General features: G+C 64.5%; 21 protein-coding genes. 14 read left to right on the top strand and 7 right to left on the bottom strand.

Annotated elements, in window-relative coordinates:
- Positions 1 to 34 precede the first annotated feature (34 nt).
- A complete protein-coding gene (locus LB518_RS05060) occupies positions 35 to 919 on the top strand; it encodes an SDR family oxidoreductase (RefSeq protein WP_224573770.1) in 885 nt (294 codons plus the stop codon).
- 76 nt (positions 920 to 995) lie between these two features.
- On the opposite strand, the gene LB518_RS05055 is transcribed toward LB518_RS05060, so the two are convergent.
- The 4 genes from LB518_RS05055 to LB518_RS05040 are packed head-to-tail and all read right to left on the bottom strand — an operon-like array spanning position 996 to position 5,921.
- Entirely contained in the window at positions 996 to 2,231 is a 1,236-nt protein-coding gene (locus LB518_RS05055) for a Zn-dependent hydrolase (RefSeq protein WP_224573767.1), read from the bottom strand.
- Positions 2,228 to 3,220: an ABC transporter permease gene (locus tag LB518_RS05050; protein WP_224573765.1), complete on the bottom strand. Its 993-nt coding sequence runs from the start codon at positions 3,218 to 3,220 to the stop codon at positions 2,228 to 2,230. Before LB518_RS05050 ends, LB518_RS05055 begins: the two co-directional genes overlap by 4 nt.
- Positions 3,217 to 4,827 carry a sugar ABC transporter ATP-binding protein gene (locus LB518_RS24815; protein WP_224573763.1) on the bottom strand — a complete coding sequence of 537 codons (1,611 nt, stop codon included), beginning with the start codon at positions 4,825 to 4,827 and terminating at the stop codon, positions 3,217 to 3,219. Before LB518_RS24815 ends, LB518_RS05050 begins: the two co-directional genes overlap by 4 nt.
- Positions 4,824 to 5,921, bottom strand: coding sequence for a sugar ABC transporter substrate-binding protein (locus LB518_RS05040; RefSeq protein ID WP_224573761.1), 1,098 nt, complete (start codon positions 5,919 to 5,921; stop codon positions 4,824 to 4,826). Before LB518_RS05040 ends, LB518_RS24815 begins: the two co-directional genes overlap by 4 nt.
- A gap of 345 nt (positions 5,922 to 6,266) precedes the next feature.
- Here LB518_RS05040 and LB518_RS05035 point away from each other — a divergent pair, with 345 nt between their 5' ends.
- Positions 6,267 to 8,345 carry a hydantoinase/oxoprolinase family protein gene (locus LB518_RS05035; protein ID WP_224573759.1) on the top strand — a complete coding sequence of 693 codons (2,079 nt, stop codon included), beginning with the start codon at positions 6,267 to 6,269 and terminating at the stop codon, positions 8,343 to 8,345.
- Between the two features lie 11 nt (positions 8,346 to 8,356).
- Complete coding sequence (locus tag LB518_RS05030) at positions 8,357 to 10,159, top strand: hydantoinase B/oxoprolinase family protein (RefSeq protein ID WP_224573756.1); 1,803 nt, start codon at positions 8,357 to 8,359, stop codon at positions 10,157 to 10,159.
- A 28-nt stretch (positions 10,160 to 10,187) separates the two neighbouring features.
- Here LB518_RS05030 and LB518_RS05025 read toward each other — a convergent pair whose 3' ends face one another.
- Positions 10,188 to 11,345 (bottom strand): ABC transporter substrate-binding protein, encoded by a 1,158-nt coding sequence (locus LB518_RS05025; RefSeq protein WP_224573754.1) that lies wholly within the window; start codon positions 11,343 to 11,345, stop codon positions 10,188 to 10,190.
- 20 nt (positions 11,346 to 11,365) lie between these two features.
- Complete coding sequence (locus LB518_RS05020) at positions 11,366 to 12,364, bottom strand: GntR family transcriptional regulator (protein WP_224573752.1); 999 nt, start codon at positions 12,362 to 12,364, stop codon at positions 11,366 to 11,368.
- A 272-nt stretch (positions 12,365 to 12,636) separates the two neighbouring features.
- Between LB518_RS05020 and LB518_RS05015 the strand changes: the two genes are divergently transcribed.
- From LB518_RS05015 to yghU, 9 genes are all read left to right on the top strand, one after another.
- The gene (locus LB518_RS05015; RefSeq protein WP_224573750.1) at positions 12,637 to 13,905 is read left to right on the top strand and encodes a M20/M25/M40 family metallo-hydrolase; all 1,269 of its coding nucleotides are present in this window, start codon (positions 12,637 to 12,639) and stop codon (positions 13,903 to 13,905) included.
- A complete protein-coding gene (locus LB518_RS05010; protein WP_224573748.1) occupies positions 13,902 to 14,717 on the top strand; it encodes a FadR/GntR family transcriptional regulator in 816 nt (271 codons plus the stop codon). The genes LB518_RS05015 and LB518_RS05010 overlap by 4 nt, the downstream gene beginning before the upstream one ends.
- Complete coding sequence (locus LB518_RS05005) at positions 14,714 to 15,673, top strand: ABC transporter permease (RefSeq protein WP_224573746.1); 960 nt, start codon at positions 14,714 to 14,716, stop codon at positions 15,671 to 15,673. Before LB518_RS05010 ends, LB518_RS05005 begins: the two co-directional genes overlap by 4 nt.
- Positions 15,670 to 16,536: an ABC transporter permease gene (locus tag LB518_RS05000; RefSeq protein ID WP_224573744.1), complete on the top strand. Its 867-nt coding sequence runs from the start codon at positions 15,670 to 15,672 to the stop codon at positions 16,534 to 16,536. Before LB518_RS05005 ends, LB518_RS05000 begins: the two co-directional genes overlap by 4 nt.
- The gene (locus LB518_RS04995) at positions 16,533 to 17,423 is read left to right on the top strand and encodes an ABC transporter ATP-binding protein (RefSeq protein ID WP_224573742.1); all 891 of its coding nucleotides are present in this window, start codon (positions 16,533 to 16,535) and stop codon (positions 17,421 to 17,423) included. The genes LB518_RS05000 and LB518_RS04995 overlap by 4 nt, the downstream gene beginning before the upstream one ends.
- Positions 17,416 to 18,234: an ATP-binding cassette domain-containing protein gene (locus LB518_RS04990; RefSeq protein ID WP_224573740.1), complete on the top strand. Its 819-nt coding sequence runs from the start codon at positions 17,416 to 17,418 to the stop codon at positions 18,232 to 18,234. The genes LB518_RS04995 and LB518_RS04990 overlap by 8 nt, the downstream gene beginning before the upstream one ends.
- Entirely contained in the window at positions 18,216 to 19,022 is an 807-nt protein-coding gene (locus LB518_RS04985; RefSeq protein WP_224573738.1) for an alpha/beta fold hydrolase, read from the top strand. Before LB518_RS04990 ends, LB518_RS04985 begins: the two co-directional genes overlap by 19 nt.
- 28 nt (positions 19,023 to 19,050) lie before the next feature.
- Positions 19,051 to 20,607: an ABC transporter substrate-binding protein gene (locus LB518_RS04980; protein ID WP_224573736.1), complete on the top strand. Its 1,557-nt coding sequence runs from the start codon at positions 19,051 to 19,053 to the stop codon at positions 20,605 to 20,607.
- A 213-nt stretch (positions 20,608 to 20,820) separates the two neighbouring features.
- Entirely contained in the window at positions 20,821 to 21,699 is an 879-nt protein-coding gene (yghU, locus tag LB518_RS04975; protein ID WP_224573734.1) for a glutathione-dependent disulfide-bond oxidoreductase, read from the top strand.
- A 125-nt stretch (positions 21,700 to 21,824) separates the two neighbouring features.
- Here yghU and LB518_RS04970 read toward each other — a convergent pair whose 3' ends face one another.
- Complete coding sequence (locus LB518_RS04970; protein WP_224573732.1) at positions 21,825 to 22,619, bottom strand: GntR family transcriptional regulator; 795 nt, start codon at positions 22,617 to 22,619, stop codon at positions 21,825 to 21,827.
- A gap of 362 nt (positions 22,620 to 22,981) precedes the next feature.
- On the opposite strand from LB518_RS04970, the gene LB518_RS04965 reads away from it, so the two are divergent.
- Together LB518_RS04965 and LB518_RS04960 are read left to right on the top strand one after the other, a co-directional pair.
- Complete coding sequence (locus LB518_RS04965; RefSeq protein ID WP_224573729.1) at positions 22,982 to 24,592, top strand: ABC transporter substrate-binding protein; 1,611 nt, start codon at positions 22,982 to 22,984, stop codon at positions 24,590 to 24,592.
- Positions 24,593 to 24,623: 31 nt separating this feature from the next.
- Entirely contained in the window at positions 24,624 to 25,571 is a 948-nt protein-coding gene (locus tag LB518_RS04960) for an ABC transporter permease (protein ID WP_224573727.1), read from the top strand.

The raw sequence follows: 25,571 nt of genomic DNA, 5'->3' as shown, positions 1-25,571 counted from the left end.
AAGGCGTCAATCACGACACCTCAGGAGAAACACCATGACCATTCTCGTTATCGGCGCGACCGGCCGCGTTGGACGCCATGTTGTCGACCAGCTCGTCAAGCGCGATGTCGCCGTGCGCGTGCTGACCCGCGATCCCGCCAAGGCTGACTTTCCCGACAGCGTGGAAGTCGCGCAGGGTGACCCGCTTGATCTCGATGCGCTGCGCGCTGCCTTCAACGGCGTTGACGCGCTCTTTCTGCTGAACGCGGTCACCGGCGACGAATTCACCCAGGCGCTCATCCCACTCAACATCGCACGCGAGGCGGGCGTCGATCGTGTCGTCTACCTGTCGGTCCTCCACGCCGATCACTTCCTCAACGTCCCGCATTTCGCCGTGAAGTTTGGCGCCGAGCAGATGATCGAACAGATGGGTTTCAGCGCCACATTCCTGCGCGCGTCCTACTTCATCGACAACGAGCATATGATCAAGGACGTCATCTTCGACCATGGGGTCTACCCCATTCCGGTCGGTAGCAAGGGCATCGCCATGGTCGATGCGCGCGACATCGCAGAAGTCGCGGCGATCGAACTCGTGCGCCGTGTCGCAGCACCCAGCAAGCTGCCGGTCGAGACCATCAACCTCGTGGGGCCCGACACGCTGACTGGATCCGAGATCGCCGCCATCTGGTCGGATGTCCTTGGACGCCCGATCGTCTATGGCGGCGACGACCCGAGCGCTTTCGAGCAGAATGCGGCCGGCTTCCTGCCGAAATGGCAGGCCTACGAAATGCGTTTGATGGCCGAGCGCTATGTCAGCGACGGGATGATCCCGGATGCCGGCGACGTCGACCGTTTGACCGGCATGCTCGGCCGTCCGCTGCATTCATACCGCGACTTTGCGTCTGCACTCGCCATCTCAAAGCGGGCGGCCACAGCCTGAATACCGAGACGGAGTCGGCGGGGCCGCTCTTGAACAGCGGCCCCGTCTTCGGTTCTGCCTTCGCCGGGAGGTGTCGCTAGTAAGCGAGCCGATACAGTCCGGCCGCGAGGACTTCGATGCCGGCTACGATGTCCGGGATCGACGAGAACTCCTCGGGCGTGTGGCTGCGTCCGTCCTTGGAGCGCACGAAGATCATCACGGTGCGGGCGATCTTCGCCATCTGCTGCGTGTCGTGTCCGGCTCCGCTGGCCATCGTCAGGGTGGGGACGCCCTGCGCAGCGGCCGCCTCGCGGAAGGTGGCGACGAGCGCCGGATCGCTGAGGCACGGCACCTTCTCGATGCCTATCTCCCATGTGATCGTGAGGCCGCGTCGCGACGCCACCTCGCGCATCAGCGCCTCGTGCAATGCATAGAGCTCCAGACGCCTCTGCGGATCGGGATGGCGCGCATCGACCGTAAAGCTCACGGAGCTCGGCACGACGGCGGCGCCGTTCGGATCGGCGGCGATGCGACCGATCGTGGTGACCGCCGGCCGTCCCATCCGGTGCGCCGTATTGATGACGCCGCTCGCGATCTCGGCGAAGCCCGCCATCGGATCGCGCCGGAGGTCCATCGGAAAGGCGCCGGCGTGGTTCTGCTCGCCCGTCAGCGTCACATGATAGTGACGCAGACCCGTGATCGCATCGACGATCGCGACCGGCAGGTCGGCATGTTCGAGGATCGGGCCCTGCTCGATGTGAAGCTCGACGAAGCTGTCGATGTCATCGCGGCGGGCCGAGGGGATCGCCGCGGGAATGAGACCGATCGCCCGCATGGCCTCCGCCATGGTTTCTCCGGAATAGCCCTTCATCGCCTCGGCGTCGCCCGGCGCGATCGCGCCCGTGATGGCGCGCGAGCCCCAGAAATTGGCACCAGGAAAGCGGCTTCCCTCTTCCTCGCAGAGCGACAGCGCCTCAAGCGTCCGCTTCGGCGGGCCGAACTGATCGGAAAGGGAGCCGAGCGCGATCAAGGCGCTCAGTGCGCCCAGTGTTCCGTCATAGCGCCCGCCAGGCGTCTGGGTATCGATATGGGAGCCCGAGACGATCGACTTGCCGCCTTCCGTCCCGGCCAGCTTCGCCGAGACATTGCCGACGGCGTCGCGACTGACCGAAAGGCCGGCCTCGCTGCTCCAGCGGGCAAAGAGATCATTCGCCGCCACCCATTCGGGTGAATAGACGGTGCGCCAGACGCCGGTGCCGCTGTGAGCGCCGATGGCGCCCATTTCCATGATCATGGCCTCGACGCGGGCCGGGTCGATGTGAATGCGCGTCATGACAGCCGCTCCTGCCGGCCTCGAACCAATTGCGAGAGACAGACGGCGATCACGAGCGCGCCGCCATAAAAGAGATCCTGCACGAAGGTGCTGATCCCAAGGATCGACAGTCCCGTGATGCCGGTGACGAGGAAATAGACCGCGATGACTGACCCGATCGGGTTGAAGCGGCCGGGCGTGATCGTCGTCGCGCCGAGAAAAGCGGCAGCAAAGGCGGGCAGCAGGTAACTAAGGCCGGAGTTCGGATCCGCCGCTCCCAGCGAGCCAACGGATAGGATCCCGGCAAACCCACCCAGGAGACCGGAGACGAGGAAGGTCGCCGCCCGAACCTGATCAACGCGGATCCCTGACAGGCGCGCGACCTCGCGGCCGCGTCCGACGAAGAGCAGCCGCTGGCCGGCGGCCGTGAAGGTGAAGACATACCAGATGATCGCCGCGATCAGCAGCGCATAATAGAACGCGAGCGGAATGCCGAACAGCCGCGTGACGATGACAACATTCGCAATCGCGAAGTCGATGCCGCTGATGGTGTTGGAATTCGATATCCAGAGCGTGATGCCATGCAGGAACGTGCCCATGCCGAGCGTCACGATCAGGGAATTGATGCGAAAGAAAAGCACGAGGAACGCGTTGACGGCTCCGATCGCCAGCCCGACCGCCAGCGCCATCAACGCGGCGGCGAAGATGGGCCAGCCGAAATAGACGTTGAGCACGGCGATCGTCATCGAGCTCAGTGTCAGGTTGCCGGCGATCGACAGGTCATAATCGCCTGCAGTGAGCGGGATGATCAGGCCGAGGGTCATGACGACAAGCACGGCCTGTGATCCGAAAATCGTCGAGAAGTTGGCCCAGGACAGGAAGATTCCGGGCTTCGCGAGGCCAAATGCGGCGATCACGATCAGCCATGCGATCAAAAGGCCATAGCGCTCGCCGCGATCGATCCAGATCTGTCGGCGGGCGGCATCCTGGGCAGCGATGTCGGCGCTCATGGTGCGGGGGCTTCCTTGGCGGTCGTGCGGTCGAGATCATCGGCCGTGAGATAACAACTCTCGGCGATGGCGGATTTTGAGATGGCGTCGCCGGCAAGCTCGGCGACCAGCCGGCCTCGCGAAAGGACAAGGACGCGATCGCAGATGGCGGCGAGCTGCTCATGGTCGGAGGAGGCGCAGATGATCGCGGCGCCCTCACCCGCCATCGTTCGGATCTCGGCGAAGACCTGGGCGCGGGCACCGACATCGACGCCCTGCGTCGGCTCGTCAAGCAGCACCAGGCGCGGATTCATCTGAAACCATTTCGCCAGCACGACTTTCTGCTGATTGCCTCCCGACATCGCGCTCATCAGCGTATCGGGACTGCGCGGACGCACGTCGAAGGCCTCATTGCGTCCGGCCGCGAAGCTGCGCATGGCGCGCCGCGACAGCATCACATTGCCGCCGAACCGATCGAGCACGGGCAGCGTAACATTGTCGGTAATGGAAAGGGTCGGAACGATGCCCGCCGCGAGGCGATCTCCGGGTATGAGCACGATACCCATGCCAACAGATCGATGCGGGCTGGCCAGCGCCAGGTCTTGTTCAGCGCCGTGCAATGTCAGGAAGCCGGCCTCCGCGCGGACTGCGCCGAAGCACATTCCGACGACATCGTCATAGCCCGAGCCGATCAGCCCGGTAACACCAACCACTTCGCCGGCACGCACGCGAAAGGTGAGGCCTGCGACGCCGCGTCCCTCAAGGCCGCTGACCAGCACTGCCTCGGGCCCGAGTTCGCGCCGTGGCGGGCGCATGCCCGCAAGGTCGACCGTTCGCCCGACGATGAGCTCGATGATCTCAGCCTTGCTTGCCCCTGCGGTATCGAGGGTACCCGCGACGCGGCCGTCGCGGAGCACGGTGATCCGATCGGTGATCTGTGCGACCTCGTCGATGTCGTGCGAGACGAAGATGACGCTCGCCCCCTCCGAAACGATGTTGCGCACCAGCGCGAACAGCTTCTCGACGTCCCCGGCCGGCAGGAATGGCGTCGGTTCGTCGAGGATCAGGATGCGGGCAGCAGCCTCGGGCGTCTGCTCGAGCTGGTCGAAGGCGCGCACGATGGCGAACAGCGCCCGCTGCACCGAGCTCAGCCGTTCGACTGGCGCGAACGGATCAAGCGTCAGTCCGAACCGCGCGAACAAGGCCAGCGCCCGCTCGGCCTTCCGGCGCCAGCCGATCTTCCAGTTGGCACGCGTCGCATGCTCGCCGACCAAGAGGTTCTCAAGCACCGTCATCGACGGAACGAGGCCGAGATGCTGGTGCACGAAGGCGATGCCGATCCTGCGGAATTCTCCCGGCGGCAGCGGCAGATCGATCTCGCGCCCCGCCACCACCAGCCGCGCGCCTGGATCGGGCGCATGCATGCCGGCGAGCACCTTGATCAGCGTCGACTTACCCGAGCCGTTCTGCCCCAGCAGTCCATGGACCTCGCCGCGCCGGACCTCCAGCGTGACATCGGCAAGCGCCCGCGCGCCGCCGAAATGCTTCGAAAGTCGCTCGATGCGAAGCGCGATCGCGGGCGCGGTATCACCCGCGCCCGCAGTACCCGCTGAAGAGCCTGAAGTCACAGCTTCCACAGCGCCTTGTAGCCCGCGAGATAGGCGTCGCCGTAGCCCTTGGAGGATTCCGCCGGCGTACCTGCGGTCGCCGCATTGCTGGCGTCGAAAATGAGGAGCGGGATCTTGGGGTCCTTCACGGCCGGGAGGCCGCAGAGCAGACGCATCTGCGCATCGAGCAGACCATAGGCGATCCAGTCGAGGTTCTCGCCGACATCCATCTCGACCTGCCCGTTGCGGATCATGTCGAGCACGAATGGGGTCCCGTTGAAGGTGGCGACCTTCACACGATCCGTCGCGCCGGTGATCGTCAGCGCCGGGACCACGAACTGGGACATGCTGTCATAGATCGGGATCACGTAGTTGAGGCCAGGATCAGCAATCACGGCCGACTGGACGTTCGGCTGGATCTTGCTGGCCCAATCGGGGATCGAGACGTTGACGATCTTATAGGTGCAATCAGGGCAATCGGCGAAGGCCTCCTTGAGGCCGGCGACCATTGAGTCGGTCGACAGGACCTCGTTGGTGACGAGCACCAGGGCGTTGGTCTTGCCACCGGTCTTGGAGATCGTCCATTCGGCCAGCAGCTTGCCCGCCTGCTTGTAGTCGATCGGGATCGCAGCGGAGACGCCGCCCGGGACATCCTGCTCGAAGCCGGTAACGTGCGATGCCGTGACGGTGACGCTGGCATCGCGGGCGGCCTTGATCTGCGGAACCAGCGAACGCGGATCGGCGCCGGCCAAGAGATCGATCAGGTTGAACTTGTTGGCGACGCCATATTCGATGCCTTGCACCCACTGCGTCGGCTGGCCCTGGTTCTCCCAGATCTGGAACTTGAAGCCGACATCCTTGGCGATCCGCGCCATCGAGGCATTGATCGTGGCCAGGAACGGGACGGAACTCGAACCGGGGATCGAGAGAATCGACTTGTCGGCCATGCAGGCCTTCGCGTCGAAGGGCTCGCCCGCCGCGGTGAAACCGGGGATCGACGTATATTTCGCTATATCCGCGGCCGCCTTCGCCGGGGCGTCCTCGGCATGAGCGCTCCCCATCGCGAGGCCGACGGCCAAGGCCGCACCGGCCAACCTGATTGCGTTCCCTGACATCATTGCTCCCGTCCTCTTGGTAAGTGCCGCTTTGCCGTTGGTATACATAGTTCACTATTCACAGCCTGTTTTCCCGTGCGCGTCAACGACTGTTTGGCTCAGCTACCGCAATTCTCGCCCGCAAGCAGCCCATCCTTTCGAAATGGTTCAACCATTGGCAGGCCGCCGACAAATCAGGCAGCAGATGTACAACAACTGACCATTGGCCTCCCCGAGCGAACGACAGGAGGCAGGAGGACAGCCAAGTGAACCGGCAAGACCGCTTCGTGCTGGACGTCGGCGACAAAATATGGACTATGAATCCATAGTACCAAATCGATGGGCGGATAGCCTTCGGAGAACATGATGAGAACAATCGGCGTCGATGTCGGCGGCACCTTCACGGACCTGGTCTATTGTGACATGGACAGCGGCGCGCTCGCCATCCACAAGGTCTCGACGACGCCCGACGATCCTTCTCGGGGCGTGATGACCGGCATCCGCGAACTCTGCGCCGCGAACGACGTCGATCCGGCGACGATCGACTATGTCTTTCACGGCACGACAACCGCAACCAATGCGGTGCTCGAAAACAAGGGCGCGCGGGCTGGCCTCATTACCAATGACGGTTTCCGCGACATCATCCATATCGGGCGGCATCAGCGCGTCGAGCACTACTCGATCATCCAGGAGCTGCCCTGGCAGCATCGCCCCCTTGTAAAGCGCCAGCACCGCAAGACCGTCCCGGGCCGCCTCGTGCCGCCGACGGGCGAGGTACTCGTGCCGCTGGATCGCGACGCGGTCCGCAGCGCCGCTCTCGAACTGAAGGCAGAAGGCGTCGAGTCCGTCGCGATCTGTTTCCTGTTTTCCTATCTCAACCCGGCGCATGAGCTCGAGGCGAAGGCAATCGTCGAGGAGGTGATGCCCGGCGCCTTCGTGACGACATCGTCCTTCATCTCGCCTCAGTTCCGTGAATTCGAGCGCTTCACCACCGCCGCGCTCGCCGCCTTCATCGGTCCCAAGGTCGATCGCTATATCGACCACCTCGACACGGCGCTCCGCGACAGCGGCATCAACGGCGATCTGAGGATCATGGCGTCGAATGGCGGCGTCGCGACCACGAAGATGGTGGTCGAGAAGCCGACGCTGACGCTGTTGTCGGGCCTCGCGGCCGGCGTGCTGGGCGGCAAGTGGATCGGCGACCTGACCGGGCGCAGCCGACTCATCACCTTCGACATCGGCGGCACCAGCGCGGATATCGGCATCGTCGTCGACGGCGTCTTCGCGGAGACGGATGCGCGCTCGACTTCGATTGCGGGATTCCCGCTGCTGACGCCGATGATCGACATTCACACAATCGGCGCCGGCGGCGGCTCGATCGCCCATATCGACCGCGGCGGCGCGTTCCGCGTCGGGCCGCAATCGGCTGGTGCAGTGCCGGGCCCTGCCGCCTATGGCCGCGGCGGAACCGAGCCCACCGTCACCGACGCGAACCTCGTTCTCGGCCGCCTCATCGCAGAGGATTTCCTCGGCGGCGGCATGACGCTGGACGAAGCGGCATCGCGGCGCGTGGTGACGGATCTCGCAGGACGGCTGGGGCTGCCAGTCGAGGAGACAGCGCACGGCATCCTGACGATCATCAATGCGAACATGGCGAACGCCATCCGCTCCCGCACGATCCAGAAGGGCATCGATCCGCGCGGCTTCGCGCTCGTCGCCTTCGGTGGCGCAGGTCCGCTGCACGGCGTCGAGGTTGCCGCGATGCTGGGCATCCGCGAGGTCATCGTGCCGCCCTATCCGGGCATCACCTCGGCCATGGGCCTGCTCACGACCGACCTCAAATATGATGTGACGCGAACCCAGTTCCAGGTTTCCGGTGCGGTCGATCTCGGCCGGCTCAATAGCGATATCGCGGCCATGGAGGCCGAGCTGTCGGCGCAGTTCGCGGCCGATCACATCGACCAGGCCGACGTCTCGTTCCGCCGGATCGGCGACCTGCGCTATGTCGGTCAGGGATATGAGCTGAAGATCCCCTTCCCCGAGGGCGAAATCACGGCCGAGAAGCTCACCGAGACGTTCGAAGCCTTCCATCGCACCCATGCGTCCGAGTACGGCCATGCCTTCCGCCAGAGTCCGATCGAGATCGTCAATCTTCGGGTCAGCGGCATCGGCCGCATGCCGAAGCTAGACAAGCTGACGGCGCCGGCGGGCGGCAGCCTCGCAGAGGCACTCGTCCGCACGGCACCCTCCGTCTTCCGCGCCGGCGACCGGCTCGAAACCTTCGAGACGCCGATCTATCGCCGTGCGGCGCTACCCGTCGGCGAGGCCTTCACAGGGCCGGCCATCATCCTGCAGACGGATTCCACCACGGTGATGCCGCCCGGCACCCGCGCCGTCGTGGACGCCTCCGGCAGCATCCTGATCACGATCGAAGCGGCGAACTGAGCGAGAGAGAGATGAGCGAAAACACGCTGAGCAAGACTTCCGCCGGCCGCGCCGCGGCGCCGACCCGCGTCGATCCCGTCACAGGCGCCGTGATCCAGGGCGCGCTCGAGAACATCGCCGTCGAGATGGGCCACAAGCTCATGCGCATGAGCTATTCGAGCATCATTCGCGAATCCGAGGATTTCGGTACCGCGCTGACCGACGCCACGGGCCGTCAGCTCTGCGAATGCCGCATGAGCACGCCGCTGCAGTCCGGGCCCATACCGGGCTATATCCGCGGCATCCTCAAGCAGATGGCGGCGCGCGGCGAGACGCTGCAGCCCGGCGACGTCATCATGCACAACGATCCCTATGGCGGCGCCAGCCATGGCCCGGATGTCGGCTTCGCGGTGCCGGTGTTCCTGGACGGCACGCTGATCGGCTTTTCCGTCACCACGGCGCATCATCTCGACATCGGCGCCCTGACGCCAGGCAGCACCGGCATCGTCGACGCGGTCGACACCTTTGCCGAGGGCCTGCAGTTCAAGGCGATCAAGGTTGTCGAGGCCGGACGGCGCAACGAGGCCGTCTGGTCGATCCTCCGCGACAATATCCGCGCGTCGGCGCTGGTCGTCGGCGATATGGAAGCCCAGGTGCAGACCGCCCAGATCGGAGCCGAGCGTTTCCTGGCGCTGGTCAACCATCATGGCCTGAAGACCGTGATGGATGCATTCGAGGACCTGCTCGATTATTCCGAGCGGCTGATGCGCGACGCGATCTCGGCGCTGCCCGATGGCGACTACGCGGCGACGACGCATATCGACGGCTTTCTCGACGATGCCGATCCGTCGCGTCGCGACCTGCCGATCGCGGTCACGCTCAAGGTCCGCGGCGACAGCATCACGGTCGACCTCACGGGAACGGCACCGCAGCTGCCGGACAAGCCGATCAACATGCCGCTTGTCGGAACGGTCGATATCTCGATCTGGCTGACGCTGCGCTCGATCCTGCTCGACAGCGTCGTCTACGGCAACATTCCGCAGAACGAAGGGCTGACGCGGCCGATCACCATCGTCGCCCCGCGCGGCACGATCGCCAACCCGATCTTCCCGGCCCCCGTTATCGCGCGTTTCTGCCCCGGCAATGCGCTTGCCGACACGGTCATGAAAGCTCTGGCACAGGCGGTCCCGCGCCAGGTCTCGGCCGGCATCGGCAATCTGCGCGTCGTCGCCTTTTCGGGCATGCGCGAAGGCAGCCAGTGGGTGCACATGGAGATCCTGGAAGGGAGCTATGGCGGCCGCTTCGGGTCGGACGGAATGGACGCCGTCGACACGTTGTTCGCCAATACGCGCAACAACCCGATCGAGGACATCGAATCGCATCTGCCGATCCGCGTCGACCGTTACGAACTTCGGCACAATGCGATGGCCGCCGGGCGCACCCGCGGCGGCATCGGCACCATCCGTGAGTTCACCTTCCTCGACGACGGCGCCTTCTCAGTCGAGGGCGACGGCCATCGCTACCGTCCGTGGGGCTATGACGGCGGGCAGGACGGCTTCCAGGCTTCGCTGAAGCTGATCCACAAGGCCGGCGGCGCCGAGGACCTCGTTTCCAAGGTGCCCTATCACAAGATCAGGGCCGGCGATCACCTCATCTCGGAGGGGCCGAGCGGAGGCGGCTATGGCAACCCGCTCGAACGCAGCCCGGAATCGGTGCTGACGGATGTTCTCGAGGACCTTATCACCGCCGATGTCGCCGAACGCGACTATGGCGTCGTCATCGTGTCCGGCAAGGTCGATGCCGACGCGACCACCGCCCGCCGGTCAGCGGCTTGAGCAAATGGGCCGCGCTCCGGCGCGGCCCTCACGCTTCCAGAAATTCACGCCAGCGCCGGACGAGATAAGTGTGCTCGTCCATGAAGGCATTCCACACGCGGACACGCGACATCCGCTCGAAATAAGAGCCGCCCTCGCGTATCTCGCCGGGCGCAATCGCGGGCTGGCCGAGCGGGTCGCTGAGGGCCGTCGCGGCCGGCTTGCCGGCATACCAATAGTCCCACTCGGCAGCCGAGAGATGTGGCCTGACCAGTTCGGGCTGGGCGAAATAGTAGCCCTGCCGCGTGGTGACCGCACCGCCCTTCCCGTTCATCCACCAGTTGAGATAGGCATAGGCGGCATCGAGCTGGCCGCCCTTGGCAGCCGACGAGATGCAGAGATCGACATGCCAGCCGCGATAGCCCTCGCGGGGTACGGCAGAGATGACCGGGATGCCCTGGCTTCGAAGCATGGCGAGCGCCGGCGAGAACATCGACTGTAGGACGACGCCGCGCTGCATCGAGCGGGCGCATTCGCGGTAGTTTCCCCAGATCGTCTTGAAATGGCCGAGCTTCTTCCGGCGCAGCAGAATATCGACGATGATGTCGATTTCCTCAACCGAGAGGTTGCCGACATCGGCAATGCGGATGCCCTCGGCCGCCTCGACCGCAAGCGCCGCCTCGATCATGCCCAGCACCGGATCGCTCATGATGGACACCCGCCCCGCAAGCCGGGGATCGAGCAGCCAACCCCAGCTATTCGGCGTGCCGTCATCGAACTCCCTGATGACGGAGGGAAGATAGGCGAAGGCATCGACGCCATGCAGCAGCGGCAGCATCACGATCCGGTCGGTTGGCGCCGAGCCGAGCGCGCCTGACGGCTGCAGGAAGAGCTGGTTGAACACCGAGCCCATGGCGCGGCCATCACCCTGCCGCCCGAGCGCCTGGCCGCGAATGAGATTGGCATGGTCGATGCGGGAGAGGTCGATTGCCTGGACGGCACGTGCTGTCCAGATCAGGTCGACCGTATGCCACTGGTGATAGACGTCGAAGGTCTCCGGACTGGAGACGACGCGCTGGAGGCCCTTCACGCTGTCGATGAGTTCGAACTCGATATCGAAGGGTAGATCGGCGGCGGCCTGCTCCAGGACCGGACGAGGCAGGACCTCGCTGCGGCCGATGACGCGGAGCTTGGGCGGGCTGGACAAACGGCACTCCTGGAACGGTGCTAGTGGATCCGGATGAGATAGGGAGCGATCTCGGCAGCATCGAAGACCGAGAGCACCTTCAGCCGTGCGCGGCTGCGAGCATGGTCGGCGTCGAGGTGATGCCGCATCGCGGCGCTGGTCCCATCCGCATCGCCGAGCAGCATGTGATCATAGACGAGCGCGTGCTCCCGGAGCATTTCGATCTCGTCATGCAGGCCGATATAGGTGGCGAACAGCCTATTGATGACAAGCGACACCTGCTGGAGCCGCACGGCTCCGGCGAGGCGCCGGTTACGGAGCGCATCCAGCGTGTCGACGTGCAGCTCCAGCTCGATCGCGTCCACCTCTTCGACAGAAAGTGCCGCCGATCGCGACAGCGCGGAGGCAACCGTGGAACGCCCGTCGCTCAGGAAACCTTCGGCCAGCAGCGGCATTGCGGAGGCGAGCGCACCCGGTTCGATCAGGCGGCGAATTTCGTGGGCGTCGTCGAGCATCCGCGCGCTCAGCGGTCCCGCGATCCAGTGCGAAGTTCGATCCTTGACGATCAGTCCGCGCGCATCGAGACGCGAAAGCACATCCCGCACCACCGTTCGGCTGACATCGAAATGCTCGCCGATGAGCGACTCGGAGATCTGGAAGGTGCCGAAGGGAATGCTGTTGAGGATCTCCGCCTCGACGGCCTCGAAGATCCGTTCCCAGCGCGCCTGCCCGAGATTGTCGCCGAGCTCGGGCGGAAGGTCGAGCTGCAGGCGATGCAGGTTTGTACGCTCCGGGCTGGTTTCACCGCTCGCCGCGCCGACGACATAGCCCTGCGAGCTCAGCGCCGTCACGACGCCATCCGCCGCGAGCAATTCCAGCGCCCGCTTCACTGGCGGCCGGCTGACGCCGAGGCGATCGGCTACGGCGGTCGTCAGCAGCCGTGTCCCGATCGGCAGATTGCCATTCGCGACATTGGCCGAGAGAACCTCGCGCACGATCTGGTAGTAGGGCTTGCTGCCGTCGGACGGGGCTCTGGCCATGGCTCTTGGTCATGCGGACTGCGCCGCGAGGGATTCATTCCCTTCTAGCCCATCCGCAGACATTCCGGCAGCACTCCCTGATGTCCCATCGCCGCATCACCTGCCGGCAAGGTCGGGTCCAGCCGTTCGCTGCCGCGGTGAGTGTGCTGTTGGCATCTCGGTCCGCCCATAAGTTAGGCATCCGAAAGAATGCAATTTTCGTTGGCAGATCGCTTGATCGAGGCGTCCTGTTTGGCATAGGGTCTGAACTATAAACCAAAAAAGTGGTCCTGATGCAGTTGGACGTCGATCGCGCCATAGAGACCCACAGCGAGGCCGCCTTTGCCTTCCTCGAGCGGCTGGTGCGTGAGCCCAGTATCGTCGGCTCAGAACAGTCGGCGATGGAAGTCTTTGCCCGCGAGGTTTCCCTGCTGGGTTTGGAAGTCGAGCGCCTCCCCTTCGCCAGCGGCCCTCTCATGGATGATCGCGCTGGCATCGCGCCGCGCGTGGAGAAGGTGACACCGGGCCGCTACCAGGTGGTGGCGCGGACGCCCGGCGATGGCGACCTGCTGCTGCTGCTCAATGGACACATGGACGTCGTTCCGGCCGAAAATCCGCAACTCTGGACACATCCGCCCTTCGAGCCGATGCGCCGCGATGGCCGGCTCTATGGTCGCGGCGCCGCCGACATGAAAAGCGGATTCGCGGTCGGCCTGCTGGCGCTTCGCGCCGTTCTCGACGTCGCGCCTGACCTCTTCGCCGCTAAGCGCCTCGGCTTCATTGCAGTGGTCGAGGAAGAGTGCACCGGCAACGGCACCCTGCGCTCTGTCAGCGAACACGGCGTCCTCGCGCCCGAAGTCGTCTTGCTGGAGCCGACCGATCTCGGCTTACTGGTCGGCGGCGTCGGCGTGATGTGGCTCGACATAGCCATCGCCTCGCCTTCCGGCCATGCGCACGACGCGGGCGCGCATAGCAGCGCCATCGATAAGGGCCTTCGGCTGATCGAGGCGCTGCGCGCGTGGTCAGAGGATCTCGGCCGGTCCGAGCCCGAACCGAGCATGGCGACCAATCTCAACCCCTACGCGCTCAACCTCGGCAAGGTGCAAGCCGGCGACTGGACCTCGACGGTTCCCTCCCATGCAACCTTCAGCGTCCGCGCCGGCTATCCGCGCGCCTGGACGCCGGACAAGGCGGAGGCGGCGCTTCGCGAGGTGATTGCGCGTTTCGCCGCGCAGGCCGACTTCCCGATCCAGCCTCAGGTGAGCCTCACCGGCTTTCGGGCACGGGGCTATCTGCTGGACGGCGAGGCGAGACTGGTCCGCGATCTGTCGGCCGCGCATTACTCCGCCCATGGCGCAGCCCCTGCCGTCTACAGCCTCGGCAGCACCACCGATGCGCGGGTTTATCTGAACGATTTCGACAAGCCCGCCATCTGCTTTGGCGCCGTCGCGCATGACATGCACGGCATCGATGAATCGGTGGAGCTTCAAAGCATCGTCGACGCAGCCAAGACCCTCGCGCGGTTCATCCTGATGCGCTTCAAGGGCGAGGACGCGCAATGAGCGGGCGCAGCATGGCCGCGAAGACGCCAATCGTTCCGCCCGCAGCGATCGAAACCGGCGACGCCAGTGCCCGGCACTGGAGCGCGCCCATTGTGACGCGGCATGTCGCCGACGACGTCGTCGATCGGCTGGTGACCGCGGTGGCGCTCGGTGTCTATGTCACGGGCCAGCAACTCCCCACCGAGCGTGAGCTCGCTGCCATGCTCGGGGTCTCCCGCACTTCGGTGCGCGAGGCTCTGAAACAGCTGACGGACACCGGCTATCTCGAGGTGCGTCGGGGCCGCAACGGCGGCTATTTCGTCCTCGCCAATTGGGGTCCGAAATCGGCCGAGCATGTGCGGCGGCAAATCATCGCCAAATGGAGCGAGTTTGAGCACATCTTCGATGCGCGCACGCTGGTCGAGCCGATGATCGCCCGCACGGCATCGATACGGCGCACCGACGGCGATATCGCCGCCATGGCCAAGGCGCTGCAGGCCTATCTCGACGCGCCTGACCACGACGCGTCTCGGCGCGCGGATTCGGCGCTGCATCTCGCGATCGCCGAGGCGACGCACAATCCGATTCTCGTCGCGATGTCGGTGGATCTTCGCGCCAAGATCACGCTCAATCTCGGCGCCGAACCCTATACCGACGCAGCGCGGCGCACAGCAATCGGCCAGCATACCGAACTGGTTGCGGCAGTTGCCGAAGGAAACGGCGACGCGGCGGCGGCGATCGCGGCCAAGCATTTCACCCTCTCCGAAAATCTCATCCGCCAGCTGGTCGACCGGGCCGAGCATGACGGGTCTGAGCCCGGAGCAACCCCATGAGCCGGCAACTGGGGTTTATCCTGCGGCGGCTGCTCCTCACGATCCCCATGCTGTTCGTCATGAGCGTCGTGGTCTTCCTCATCATCCGCCTGGTGCCTGGTGATCCGGTGCGCACGATGCTAGGCTTCCGCGCCACCGATGCCAATGTCGCGGAACTGAGGCATCGGCTCGGTCTCGACCAGAGCCTTCTCGATCAATATCTCGGCTGGGCCGGCGCTCTGCTGCGCGGCGATCTCGGCAAGGACATCGTCAGCCACGCCCCGCTCGCGCAATTGCTGGCGCAGCGCCTGCCAGTCACCTTCGAGCTCACCGGTCTTTCCATGCTGCTCGCAGTGCTCGTCGGCGTGCCCCTTGGCGTGCGGGCGGCGACAGGCGGCCGCTGGATCAAGCGGCTGACCGAAGCTTTCGTGATTTTCGGCATCAGCGTTCCCGACTTCTGGCTCGGCATCATGCTGGTGCTCATCTTCGCGGGCACCCTGGTGATCCTTCCGCCGTCGGGTTACGTGCCGTTTGCCACCGATCCGGTCGGCAATCTGCGCTACATGGTGCTGCCGGTGCTGACGCTCGCCACCGGCGAGGCCGCCTATATCCTTCGCACCACGCGGGGGGCCGTCGGTTCGGTGATGAACCGGCCGTTCATCACCTTTCTCCGCGCCAAGGGCATCGGCACGCGGCGCATCATCTTCGGCCATGCGCTGCGCAATGCCGGGCCATCGATCGTCACCGTGATCGGTATCCAGGTCGGCGTGCTCCTCGGCGGCGCCATCATCATCGAGACGATGTTCGCCCTGCCCGGCGTCGGCCGGCTCGTGGTCACGGGCATCAACCAACGCAACTATCCAACCGTGCAGGTCGGAATTCTCGCCATCGCCACGATCTTCATCGTCGTTTCGCTGATCACCGACCTCGTCGTTGCCTGGCTCGATCCGCGCGTCGCGGATGGAGGCGGCACATGACCGCAACGGCCAACCTACCGGCCAAAAGCCTTGAAGTCGGCACCCCGCGCCGCTCGCCGAGACACTTCATCCTGCTCGGCGGCCTGATCCTCGCGTTGCTGGCTCTTGTCGCGATCGCCGCGCCGCTGATCGCCCCACACGATCCCGAATCCGTCGACGTCCATCGCGTTCTCGGTGCGCCGGATCTGCAGCATCCGTTCGGCTCTGACGTATTGGGGCGCGACGTGGCGAGCCGGGTCATCTACGGCCTTCGCGCGAGCCTTCTGGTATCGGTTTCGGCGGTTCTCGCCTCGCTCATCCTCGCGGTGCCGCTTGGGCTCCTCGCCGGCTATTTCGGACGCTGGGTCGACAGCACCATCTCGCGCACGCTCGATCTCATCCTGGTGTTCCCAGCCATGTTGCTGGCGGTGACCTTCATCGCCATCCTCGGGCCGGGTAGTGTCATTGCCGCGCTCGCCATCGCGGTGATCTACCTGCCGATCCTCGCCCGCGTCATGCGCACCAGTACGCTGATCGTGGCGCGCAACGATTATGTTGCCGGTTCCCGCGCCCGCGGCGCCAGTCACTTGCGGGTACTCGTGACCCATGTCGCGCCGAACGCCTTCGGCCCGGCCATCGTCCAGGCATCGGTGCTCAGCGCTTTCGCCCTGCAGCTCGAGGCCGGCCTCAGCTTCTTGGGGCTCGGCACGCAGCCGCCGACCCCGTCGCTCGGCGGCATGCTGGCCGATGGGCGCGAGGTTTTGATCCAGGCGCCGTGGGTCGAGATATTTCCCGGCCTCGTGATCGTCGTTGCCGTGCTGGGCTTCACGTTTCTCGGCGAGGGGCTGCGCCGGATCTTCGATCCCCGCGGGGTGGGCGAATGAGCGTGATACTGTCGCTGGACAATGTCGGGGTTCGTTTCAACACGGCCGGCGCCGCGCAGCCGGCGCCTGCCGTCGATGGGGTCTCGCTTCAAGTCCATCGCGGCGAGATCTTCGGCATCGTCGGCGAGAGCGGCAGCGGCAAGAGCACGCTTGCGAACGCGGTGATGGACCTCCTGCCTGCGAATGCTGCGGTCAGCGGTAGCATCAGGATCAATGATCGCGAGGTGGTCGGCCTCGATGACGAAGCGCTCCGCTCGATGCGCGGCGATGAAGTCTCGATGATCTTCCAGGATCCAACCGCCAGCCTCGATCCAACCTGGCCTGTCGGTGACCAGATCGCCGAAACGATCCGGGCCCATTACCCGGTTACGGCCCGCCAGGCCAAGGCCCGCGCTATCGCCTTGATGGGCGAAGTGGGCATTGCCGATGCCGCCGCCCGCTATGGTGACGTGCCGCATCGCTTCTCGGGTGGTCAGCGCCAGCGCATCGTCATTGCCGCCGCCCTCGCCAACAATCCGCAATTGCTGGTCGCCGACGAGCCGACCACCGCGCTCGATGTCACCATCCAGGCGCAGGTGCTGCAGCTCATCGACAAGCTCCGGCGCGATCACGGCACCACGGTCCTGCTCATCACCCACGATCTTGGCGTGGTCTCGATGATCTGCGACCGGGTCGGCGTGATGTATGGCGGCAAGCTGCTCGAAACCGCGACGACCGAGGCGCTGTTCGCCAACCCGGCCCATCCCTATACGCGCGCGCTGTTCGCCGCCAACCCCGCCGGTGCTCCGCGCGGCGCGCGCCTGCCAGTCATTCCTGCGGAGTGGAGCGTCGAGAGCCTGCGTGAGGCCGAACTGCTGCGTGCCGCCATCGGAGCTGCCAATGGCTGATCTGCTGCGGGTCGAACATCTGCGCAAGAGCTACACCAGCGGCAGGCCATGGGGCCGCAAGCCGCCGCCAGCCCTCAACGACGTCTCGGTCTCCGTCGCGCGCGGCAGGACGCTCGGGCTCGTCGGCGAGAGCGGCAGCGGCAAAAGCACGCTCGGCCGCTGCATCCTGGGCCTCACGCGGCCGGACAGCGGCGCCGTGATCTTCGACGGCGTCGAGGTGCAGGCGCTGTCGGGTCGCGCCCTCGCCGATTTCCGCCGCCGCGTCCAGCCGGTGTTCCAGGATCCGTTCGGCAGCCTCGATCCACGCTGGTCAGCCGGCCGCAGCGTTCGCGAATCCCTCGATTGCTTCGGCATCGGCGCACCGGCCGATCGTGAGCGACGGGTTCTCGACCTCTTCGACCGCGTCGGCCTCAACCCTGCCCTCGCCGGGAGATTGCCGACGCATCTCTCAGGCGGTCAACGCCAGCGCGTCGGCATCGCGGCGGCCCTCGCCAGCGAGCCTGAACTGATCATCGCTGATGAGCCCGTGAGTGCGCTCGACATGAGTGTCCAGGCTCAGATCCTCAATCTGCTCATGGACCTGCAAAAGGACCTCGGCGTCGCGTCGGTCTTCATCAGCCACGACCTCGGCGTCGTCGAGCATGTGAGCGACGAGATCGCCGTCATGTATCGCGGCGAGATCGTCGAAACGGGCGACACCGAGACCGTCATGACCAGCCCGCGCCACGACTATACGCGCACCCTGCTCGCCGCCATTCCCCGCCCTCGCTCATCCGCGCCAAGGAGGCCGCCTTGCCCACAGCCCACGTGAACGGAATTACGATCAATTACGAGATCGACGGCGACGCGGCCGCCCGAGAGACCATCGTTCTCGTTAATGGCCTCGCCGACGATCTGCTCTCATGGGGCTTTCAAATCCCCGCATTGGTCGAGGCCGGCTATCGCGTGCTGCGCTTCGACAATCGCGGCATCGGCAAGAGCGACCGACCGCAGGGACCCTATAGCTCCAGGCAGATGGCGGCCGACACCAAGGCATTGGTCGATCACCTCGGTTTCAAGGACTTCCATCTCATGGGCGTGTCCATGGGGGGCATGATCTCCGAGGAATACGCCATCGCCTATCCGGACGACGTCAAATCGCTGACGCTCGCCTGCACCTATGGCAAGCCAGACGCCTTCTGCCAGACGATGTTCGCGATGTGGGCCGACATCGCCAAAACGATCAGCGTTCCGTTCGTCATGCGCGACGTGGCGCTGTGGGCGTTCACTGGCCCGTTCTTCGAGGAGCGCCCCGAAGACGCCGCCGAATTCGCCGCGGCCATGGCGGCTCTCGACCAGACCACCGACGTCTATCTCGCGCAGCTCGCCGTGATCCAGGACCACGACGCAACCGACCGGCTCGGCGCGATCAAGGTGCCGACGCTGGTGCTCGCCGGAGAAGAAGACATCCTGATCCCGGTCCGCCTTTCCAGGAAGCTGCAGGAAGCCATTCCCGGCGCGGAATGGAAGACCGTTCCAGGCGGTCATGCCTGCCTGTGGGAAAGCCCCGATCCGTTCAATAGCGCCTTTATCGATTTCGTTCGCAGTGTCTCCGCCTAAATCATCCGATCAGCCAAGGAACACGATCATGCAATTCGAAACCCGCGGGCGCCGCGGCGGCGCAAGGAAGCTGACCCTCATCCTCGCCGCGCTGTCGCTCGGCGCGCTCATCGCCGTGGCCGGCAGCCCCGCAATGTCTGCCGAGATCAAGGACGGCGGCGATCTCAGGGCCGCACTTACGGGCGAGCCGGACGTGCTCGATCCCGCGACGTCGTCGGTCTATACCGGCGCTCAGGTCTATGAGGGCATCTTCAGCAAGCTCATCGACATGGACGCGTCAGGCAAGTTCGTGCCGGATCTCGCCACATCGTGGACGCAGGTGGACGACAAGACCTGGAAGTTCGACCTCGTCGGAAACGCCACGTTCCATAACGGCGAAAAGTTCACCTCGGCCGATGTGAAATACACCTTCGGGCGCATTCTGGATCCGAAGACCGCGAGCGCCTATGCGGGGCTCTATGCCCAGATCGACTCGATCGATGCGAGCGACCCTGCGGTTGCCGTGTTTCATCTGAAATCGGGCTTCGGTCCCTTCCTGACCAACCTTGCGACCAATGGCGAGATCGTCAACCAGAAGGCGATCGAGAGCGGCGATCCGACTCGCAATCCTGTCGGCACGGGTCCGTTCGAATTCGTCGAATGGGTCCAGGGCGATCACATCGCGCTGAAGAAGAACGCCACCTATTTCAAGGCGGGCCTGCCGCATCTCGACACCGTCACGTTCAAGTTCCTGCCGGTCGACCAGAGCCGCATCGATTCCCTGTCTGCCGGTGAACTCGACTGGGTCGACGCCGTGCCGCTCAACCTGGTGCCGTCGCTGAAGGCCGATACGCGCTTCACCTATGTGACGAGCCCGGTCGCCGGCATCCCCGATTTCCTGGCCTTCAACACCAAGCAGCCGCCCTTTGACAATCCAAAGGTTCGCCAGGCGGTCGCCCTCGCCATCAACCGCGCCGACATTCGCGACGTCGCCTATCTCGGCACCGGCGAGCTCGGCCTCGAGGAAGTGCCGACCGGCTCCAGCTGGTACGACCCGACTGGCATCTTCGCCGCCGAGCCCGATATCGCCAAGGCCAAGCAATTGCTGTCCGAAGCTGGATTTCCCAATGGCCTCAGCGTCGAATATCTTGGCCTGCCGCAATATCCGGAATTGCTGAAGACCGGCCAGGTCGTGCGTGATGAACTCAAGGCAATCGGCATCGACATGACGATCAAGCCAGTCGATGTCTCGGTCTGGTACGACGCCTATGTCTCGGGCAAATACCAGATCACCAGCGCGTATCAGGAGCGCACGATCGACCCCGATAATTTCTATTCACTGGTCATCAAGTCGGGCGGTCCCATCAACACCGTCGGCTATTCGAACCCTACCGTCGATGCGCTTATCGACAAGGCCGCCGCGAGCTCCGACGAGGCGGCTCGCAAAGATCTCTATCAGCAGATCCGCACCATCGTCACCGGCGATGCCCCGCTCGTCTTCTCGCACTACGAGACGCTGAATTATCTGATGAACAAGAATGTTACCGGCTCGGCCATCACGCCGACGCTCAGCCTCCACATGGAGAATCTGGGCTTCACCCAGTAACCAGGAGCAGGCCGGACCACTGAAGCGGGCAGTCCCGAAGGAACTGCCCGCACAATCGTGAGCGCCCTGGTCGTCATCGCGGCTGGTGCCCGGGCCGCGCTGCGGGAATGTTCATTTCCGGACCGACCAGCGACGAGAAAGCGCGGCGCGCGCTCTTTCCATCCGGCCAACATCCCGCCATTTGAACAGGGCCACGCAATCGCGGAGATACGAATGACGGATTCCCAAGACTATGTCCCTCCCAAGGTCTGGACCTGGAACCAGCCGAGCGGCGGTGCTTTCGCGAATATCAACCGTCCGATCGCCGGCCCGACGCATGAGAAGGACCTGCCCATCGGCCGCCATCCGTTGCAGCTCTATTCGCTCGCGACGCCGAACGGCCAGAAGGTGACCATCCTGCTTGAGGAATTGCTGGCGCTCGGCCATTCCGGGGCCGAGTACGATGCCTGGCTGATCAAGATCGGCGAAGGTGACCAGTTCGGAAGCGGCTTTGTCGCGGTCAACCCGAATTCGAAGATCCCCGCTCTCATGGATCGTTCGGGCGCGACGCCGATCCGTGTCTTCGAATCGGGATCGATCCTCGTCTATCTCGCCGAGAAGTTCGGCGCCTTTCTGCCGACCGATCAGCCGGCCCGTGCCGAATGCCTGTCCTGGCTGTTCTGGCAGATGGGCAGCGCGCCCTATCTCGGCGGCGGCTTCGGGCATTTCTATGCCTATGCCCCGATGAAGATCGAATATGCCATCAACCGTTTCGCGATGGAGGTGAAGCGCGAGCTCGACGTGCTCGATCGACGCCTTGCGGAGAGCGAGTTCCTGGCCGGCGACATCTACACGATCGCCGATATCGCCGTGCTGCCGTGGTATGGCGGGCTCGTCAAGGGCATGGCCTATAATGCCGCCGAGTTCCTCTCTGTGCATGAGTACAAGAACGTGGTGCGCTGGGCGGATGCGCTGTTCGCGCGACCAGCCGTGCAACGCGGCCGCATGGTCAACCGCACCTTCGGCAATCCTTCCGAGCAGCTGCACGAGCGGCACGACGCTGCCGATTTCGAGACGAAGACGGCCGACAAGCTCGCCAAAGACGGCGCATGAGACGGCAATAGCCATCGTTGCCAGGCCGATCGGCGTTCAACATCGTCGATCGGCCCTCGCCCGGCAGGCGTTCTACGCCAGGCCGCGCTGGCTCATATGAGCGCGCAACCCGGACAGGCGGCAGATCAGACGCCTGTCGACGCCGAGCGAGCGCTCTTTGCCTTGGCGGGCTCGGTCCGCCCTTCCTTATTGAGTTCGATGATCGCCGACTCGCCAGCGTGGGTCGTGTAGTCGCGGAGCGCCTTTTCCGCGGCATCAGCATTGCGCGCGGCGACCTCTTCGACGATGCGCGTAATGGACGTGATGCTGTCCTCGATCTGGCCAGGCGTGTTCATCGATAGGATGCGCAGCATGTTGATCCGCGCGAGCAACTGGTCGTAAATCTCTGCGCCGACTTGGTTATCGGCGACTGCGGCCATATGGTGCAGGAAGCGTGTAATGATCCCGATAAGGGCCGTCTTGTCGTGGCGCGCGCCGGCAGCCGACAGTTCCGCAAGGATGCCGCGCAAGACTTCAATGTCCGCGTCGCTCGCCGTGCGCACAAAGGACCTCAGGAAAAGCACCTCGATTTCCGTCCGCAGTGCATAGATTTCGCGCACCTGCTTTGGCGTGAGCATGGCGACGATCGGGCCGCGATGCGGAAGGACGTCGATGAGCCGCTCGGCCTCGAGGTCACGGAGCACCTCGCGGACAACGGTGCGGCTGACCTCGAGCGCCTCGCAAAGCTCGCGTTCGACGAGGCGCATGCCCGGCCGAAGCCGGCCGGCGATAATGGCGTCCCGCACGATGGAAACCGCCTGCTCTCGCATGAGCTTCGCTTTTCCATGCGGCCTGAAATACTCGACGAGCCGCGTCGGACCGACCTCGGCATTCCCCGAATTCACCGTTCGGCCTGCAAAGGCCTCTTTCAGACCGGACATCGGCGCTTCCTACGCGAAGTCAGACGAGACTCGTCCTGCTGCAATGCAGGCAGGTCCTAGCTGCCCTACTGCCCTGTGCGGGGTCAAGTTGAACAATAAATGAGCAGATAAAAAACTGCCTGCCACATCAGCAAAACCCGGTTGACGAGCCGGTTTGGCCGATGCTAGCCTCCGGATTGTCATACAATCCAGCTGTGACATGAGCAAGTTCGAAACCGGACCTGCGGAGCGGACGAAGGCCTCCTGGCGTCCGTCCGGTGGAGCGCTGGATGCAGCCGAATTCGAGAAGGGGCGACTCCCCTTCCTTTTCTCGCCGCAGGCGCCGGGCATCGCGCCTCCAAACGCACAGTAAGGAGACGGGCATGACACTTCAGAAGGACCAGACTTCCGACTTCCTGCTCAAGTTCAGGCAGGGTCGGATCAATCGCCGCCAGCTCTTGCACTCGCTGACGCTTATCGGCGCGCTCGGCGCGGCGAACGGTCTCGTGCCCGGCCTCGGGCTCATCAGCTCGGCCCGCGCCCAGGGCAAGACGCCGAAGCGCGGCGGCACGCTGACGGCCGCGACGATCGACAAGCCGGTCAACATGGATCCGGCCTTCGCGGAACTCTATTCCTCGATGCAGGTCTACCAGAACGTCTTCAACAAGCTCGTCTATGCGCAGCGCGACGGCACGCTGGCGCCCGGTCTTGCCAAGTCGTGGCGCCAGGTCGACGACAAGACCTGGGAATTCGAGCTCGTCGACAACGCCTGGTTCCACAACGACGAGAAGTTCACTGGCGCCGACGTCAAATATACGTTCGACCGCCTCGCCGATCCGAAGCTCGGCGCAGCCAACCACGTATTCGTGCAGCCGCTCGAGAGCGTCGAGGTGGTGAGCGATACCAAGGTCCTCTTCCACACCAAGCCGAACTGGGGCGGCCTCCTGCTGGCACTCGCCGCGATCGGCGAGATCGTCAACAAGAAGGCGATCGAGACGAATGACCCGAAGCTGATGCCGATCGGCACCGGGCCGTTCAAGTTCGTGGAATGGGTCAAGGACGACCACATCACGCTCGAGCGCTGGGACAAGTACTTCAAGCCCGGTCAGCCCTATCTCGACAAGCTGATCTTCCGCGCCATCGCCGACGATACGCAGCGCCTCAATGGCCTGCAGACCGGCGAATATGGCTGGATCGAGCAGGTGCCGCTGCACCGCGTTGCCGAACTGAAGCAGAATCCCGAGTTGAAGGCCAATCCGGGCGGTCAGTTCTTCCCTGACATCTTCCTGCTCAACACCACCAAGCCGCCCTTCGACAATGTCGCCGTCCGGCAGGCCATGCAATGGGCAATGCCGCGCAAGGCGATCGCGAATGTCGTCTGGCACGGCCAGGCCGTGCCGTCGCTCGAGCCGGTCTCGCCGAGCAATGTATGGTACTCCGGCGTCGATACCTATTCGGGTGCGCCGGATCTCGCCAAGGCGAGGGAAGCCTTGCAGAAGGCAGGTATCGATACGCTGGACATCTCGTTCGCCTCGCAGCCGCAGGTTCCGACGCAGCCTCTGGTCGGCCAGCTGATGCAGCAGCAGTTGCGCCAGATCGGCATCAACATGCAGGTTGAGTCCTTCGAATCCGCCCGCTGGTTCGAGGAGCTGACCACCAAGCGCTACCAGATGACGGGCACCTATTGGAGCGTGACCCTTGATCCGGTCGGCCACTGCCTCGGCCCGCTCTCGCGCTCGGGCTCGGCCTGGAACTTCTCGGGCTTCGACCAGTCGCCGGAACTCGATGCGGCCATCGACAGCTTCAACTTCACCGTCGATCCCGAGGCCCGCAAGAAGTCCTACGCGACGCTCATGAAACTGCATGAGGAACTCGCGCCGATGATCTTCCAGGTCAATTTCGACCGGACCTACTGGACGCACCCCAACGTCTACGGCGTCGAGACCTTGCCCTCGCTCGAACTGCGCATGGAGGATGTCTGGATCGACGCATAAGCGTCGGTTCGGACAAAGAGGAGAAGCCGGCGTGACTTCGACCGTCAGAAGACTGCTGTTGCTGCTGCCGACCTTGTTCGGCGTATCGATCGTCGTCTTCCTGCTTCTCCGCCTCATTCCCGGAGACCCGGCCCAGGTGATCATGGGCCTCCGGGCGACACCCGAGGGTCTCGCCGCCATCACGCGGGACCTCGGCCTCGACCTGCCATTGCACGAACAATATGTGCGCTGGCTCGGCGCCCTGTTCTCCGGTGATTTCGGGCGCGACTATCGCAGCAACGTCCCCGTCACGCAGCTCCTTGCAACGCGTCTGCCGGTGACGCTCGAACTGACGCTGCTCTCGCTCCTCCTGGCGCTCATCGTCGCCGTGCCACTCGGCGTCCGCGCCGCCGTGCATCCGAACGGCATAGCCGACAAGGCCGCGAGCGTGCTCGGCCTCATCGGTATCTCGATCCCCGATTTCTGGCTTGGCATCCTGCTCGTGCTCGTCTTCTCACTCACGCTCGGAATGTTCCCTTCCTCCGGCTTCGTGCCGTTCTCGGACGGTATTTTTGCCAATCTTCGCGCCTTCGCCCTGCCGGCGCTGACCTTGGCGACGGGCCTTTCGGCGGTGTTGGTCCGCGTCACGCGATCCGCCGTCACCGAAGTCCTCTCGCGCGATTTTGTCCGCTTCCTCAAGGCGAAGGGCCTGCCGCCGCGGGCGATCATCAACCGCCATGTGCTGCGCAATGCCAGCGTGCCGATCATCACGGTCATCGGCATGCAGTTCGGCTATCTGCTCGGTGGCGCCGTGATCGTCGAGCAGGTCTTCGATCTTCCGGGCGTCGGCAGCCTCATCGTCACGGCAACGATGGAGCGCAACTATCCGGTCGTTCAGGCCGGCATGCTGGTCGTCGCGCTGCTGTTCATCCTCGTCAATCTGGGGACCGATCTGCTCTATGCCTGGCTCAATCCACGGCTGAGGGGAGGAGCGCGATGA

This window comes from Mesorhizobium sp. BR1-1-16, assembly GCF_020165495.1.
In the GTDB taxonomy this organism is placed as follows: domain Bacteria; phylum Pseudomonadota; class Alphaproteobacteria; order Rhizobiales; family Kaistiaceae; genus Kaistia.
Note: the sequence above shows the minus strand (reverse complement) of the source record. Positions and strands in the feature narration are given on the sequence as shown.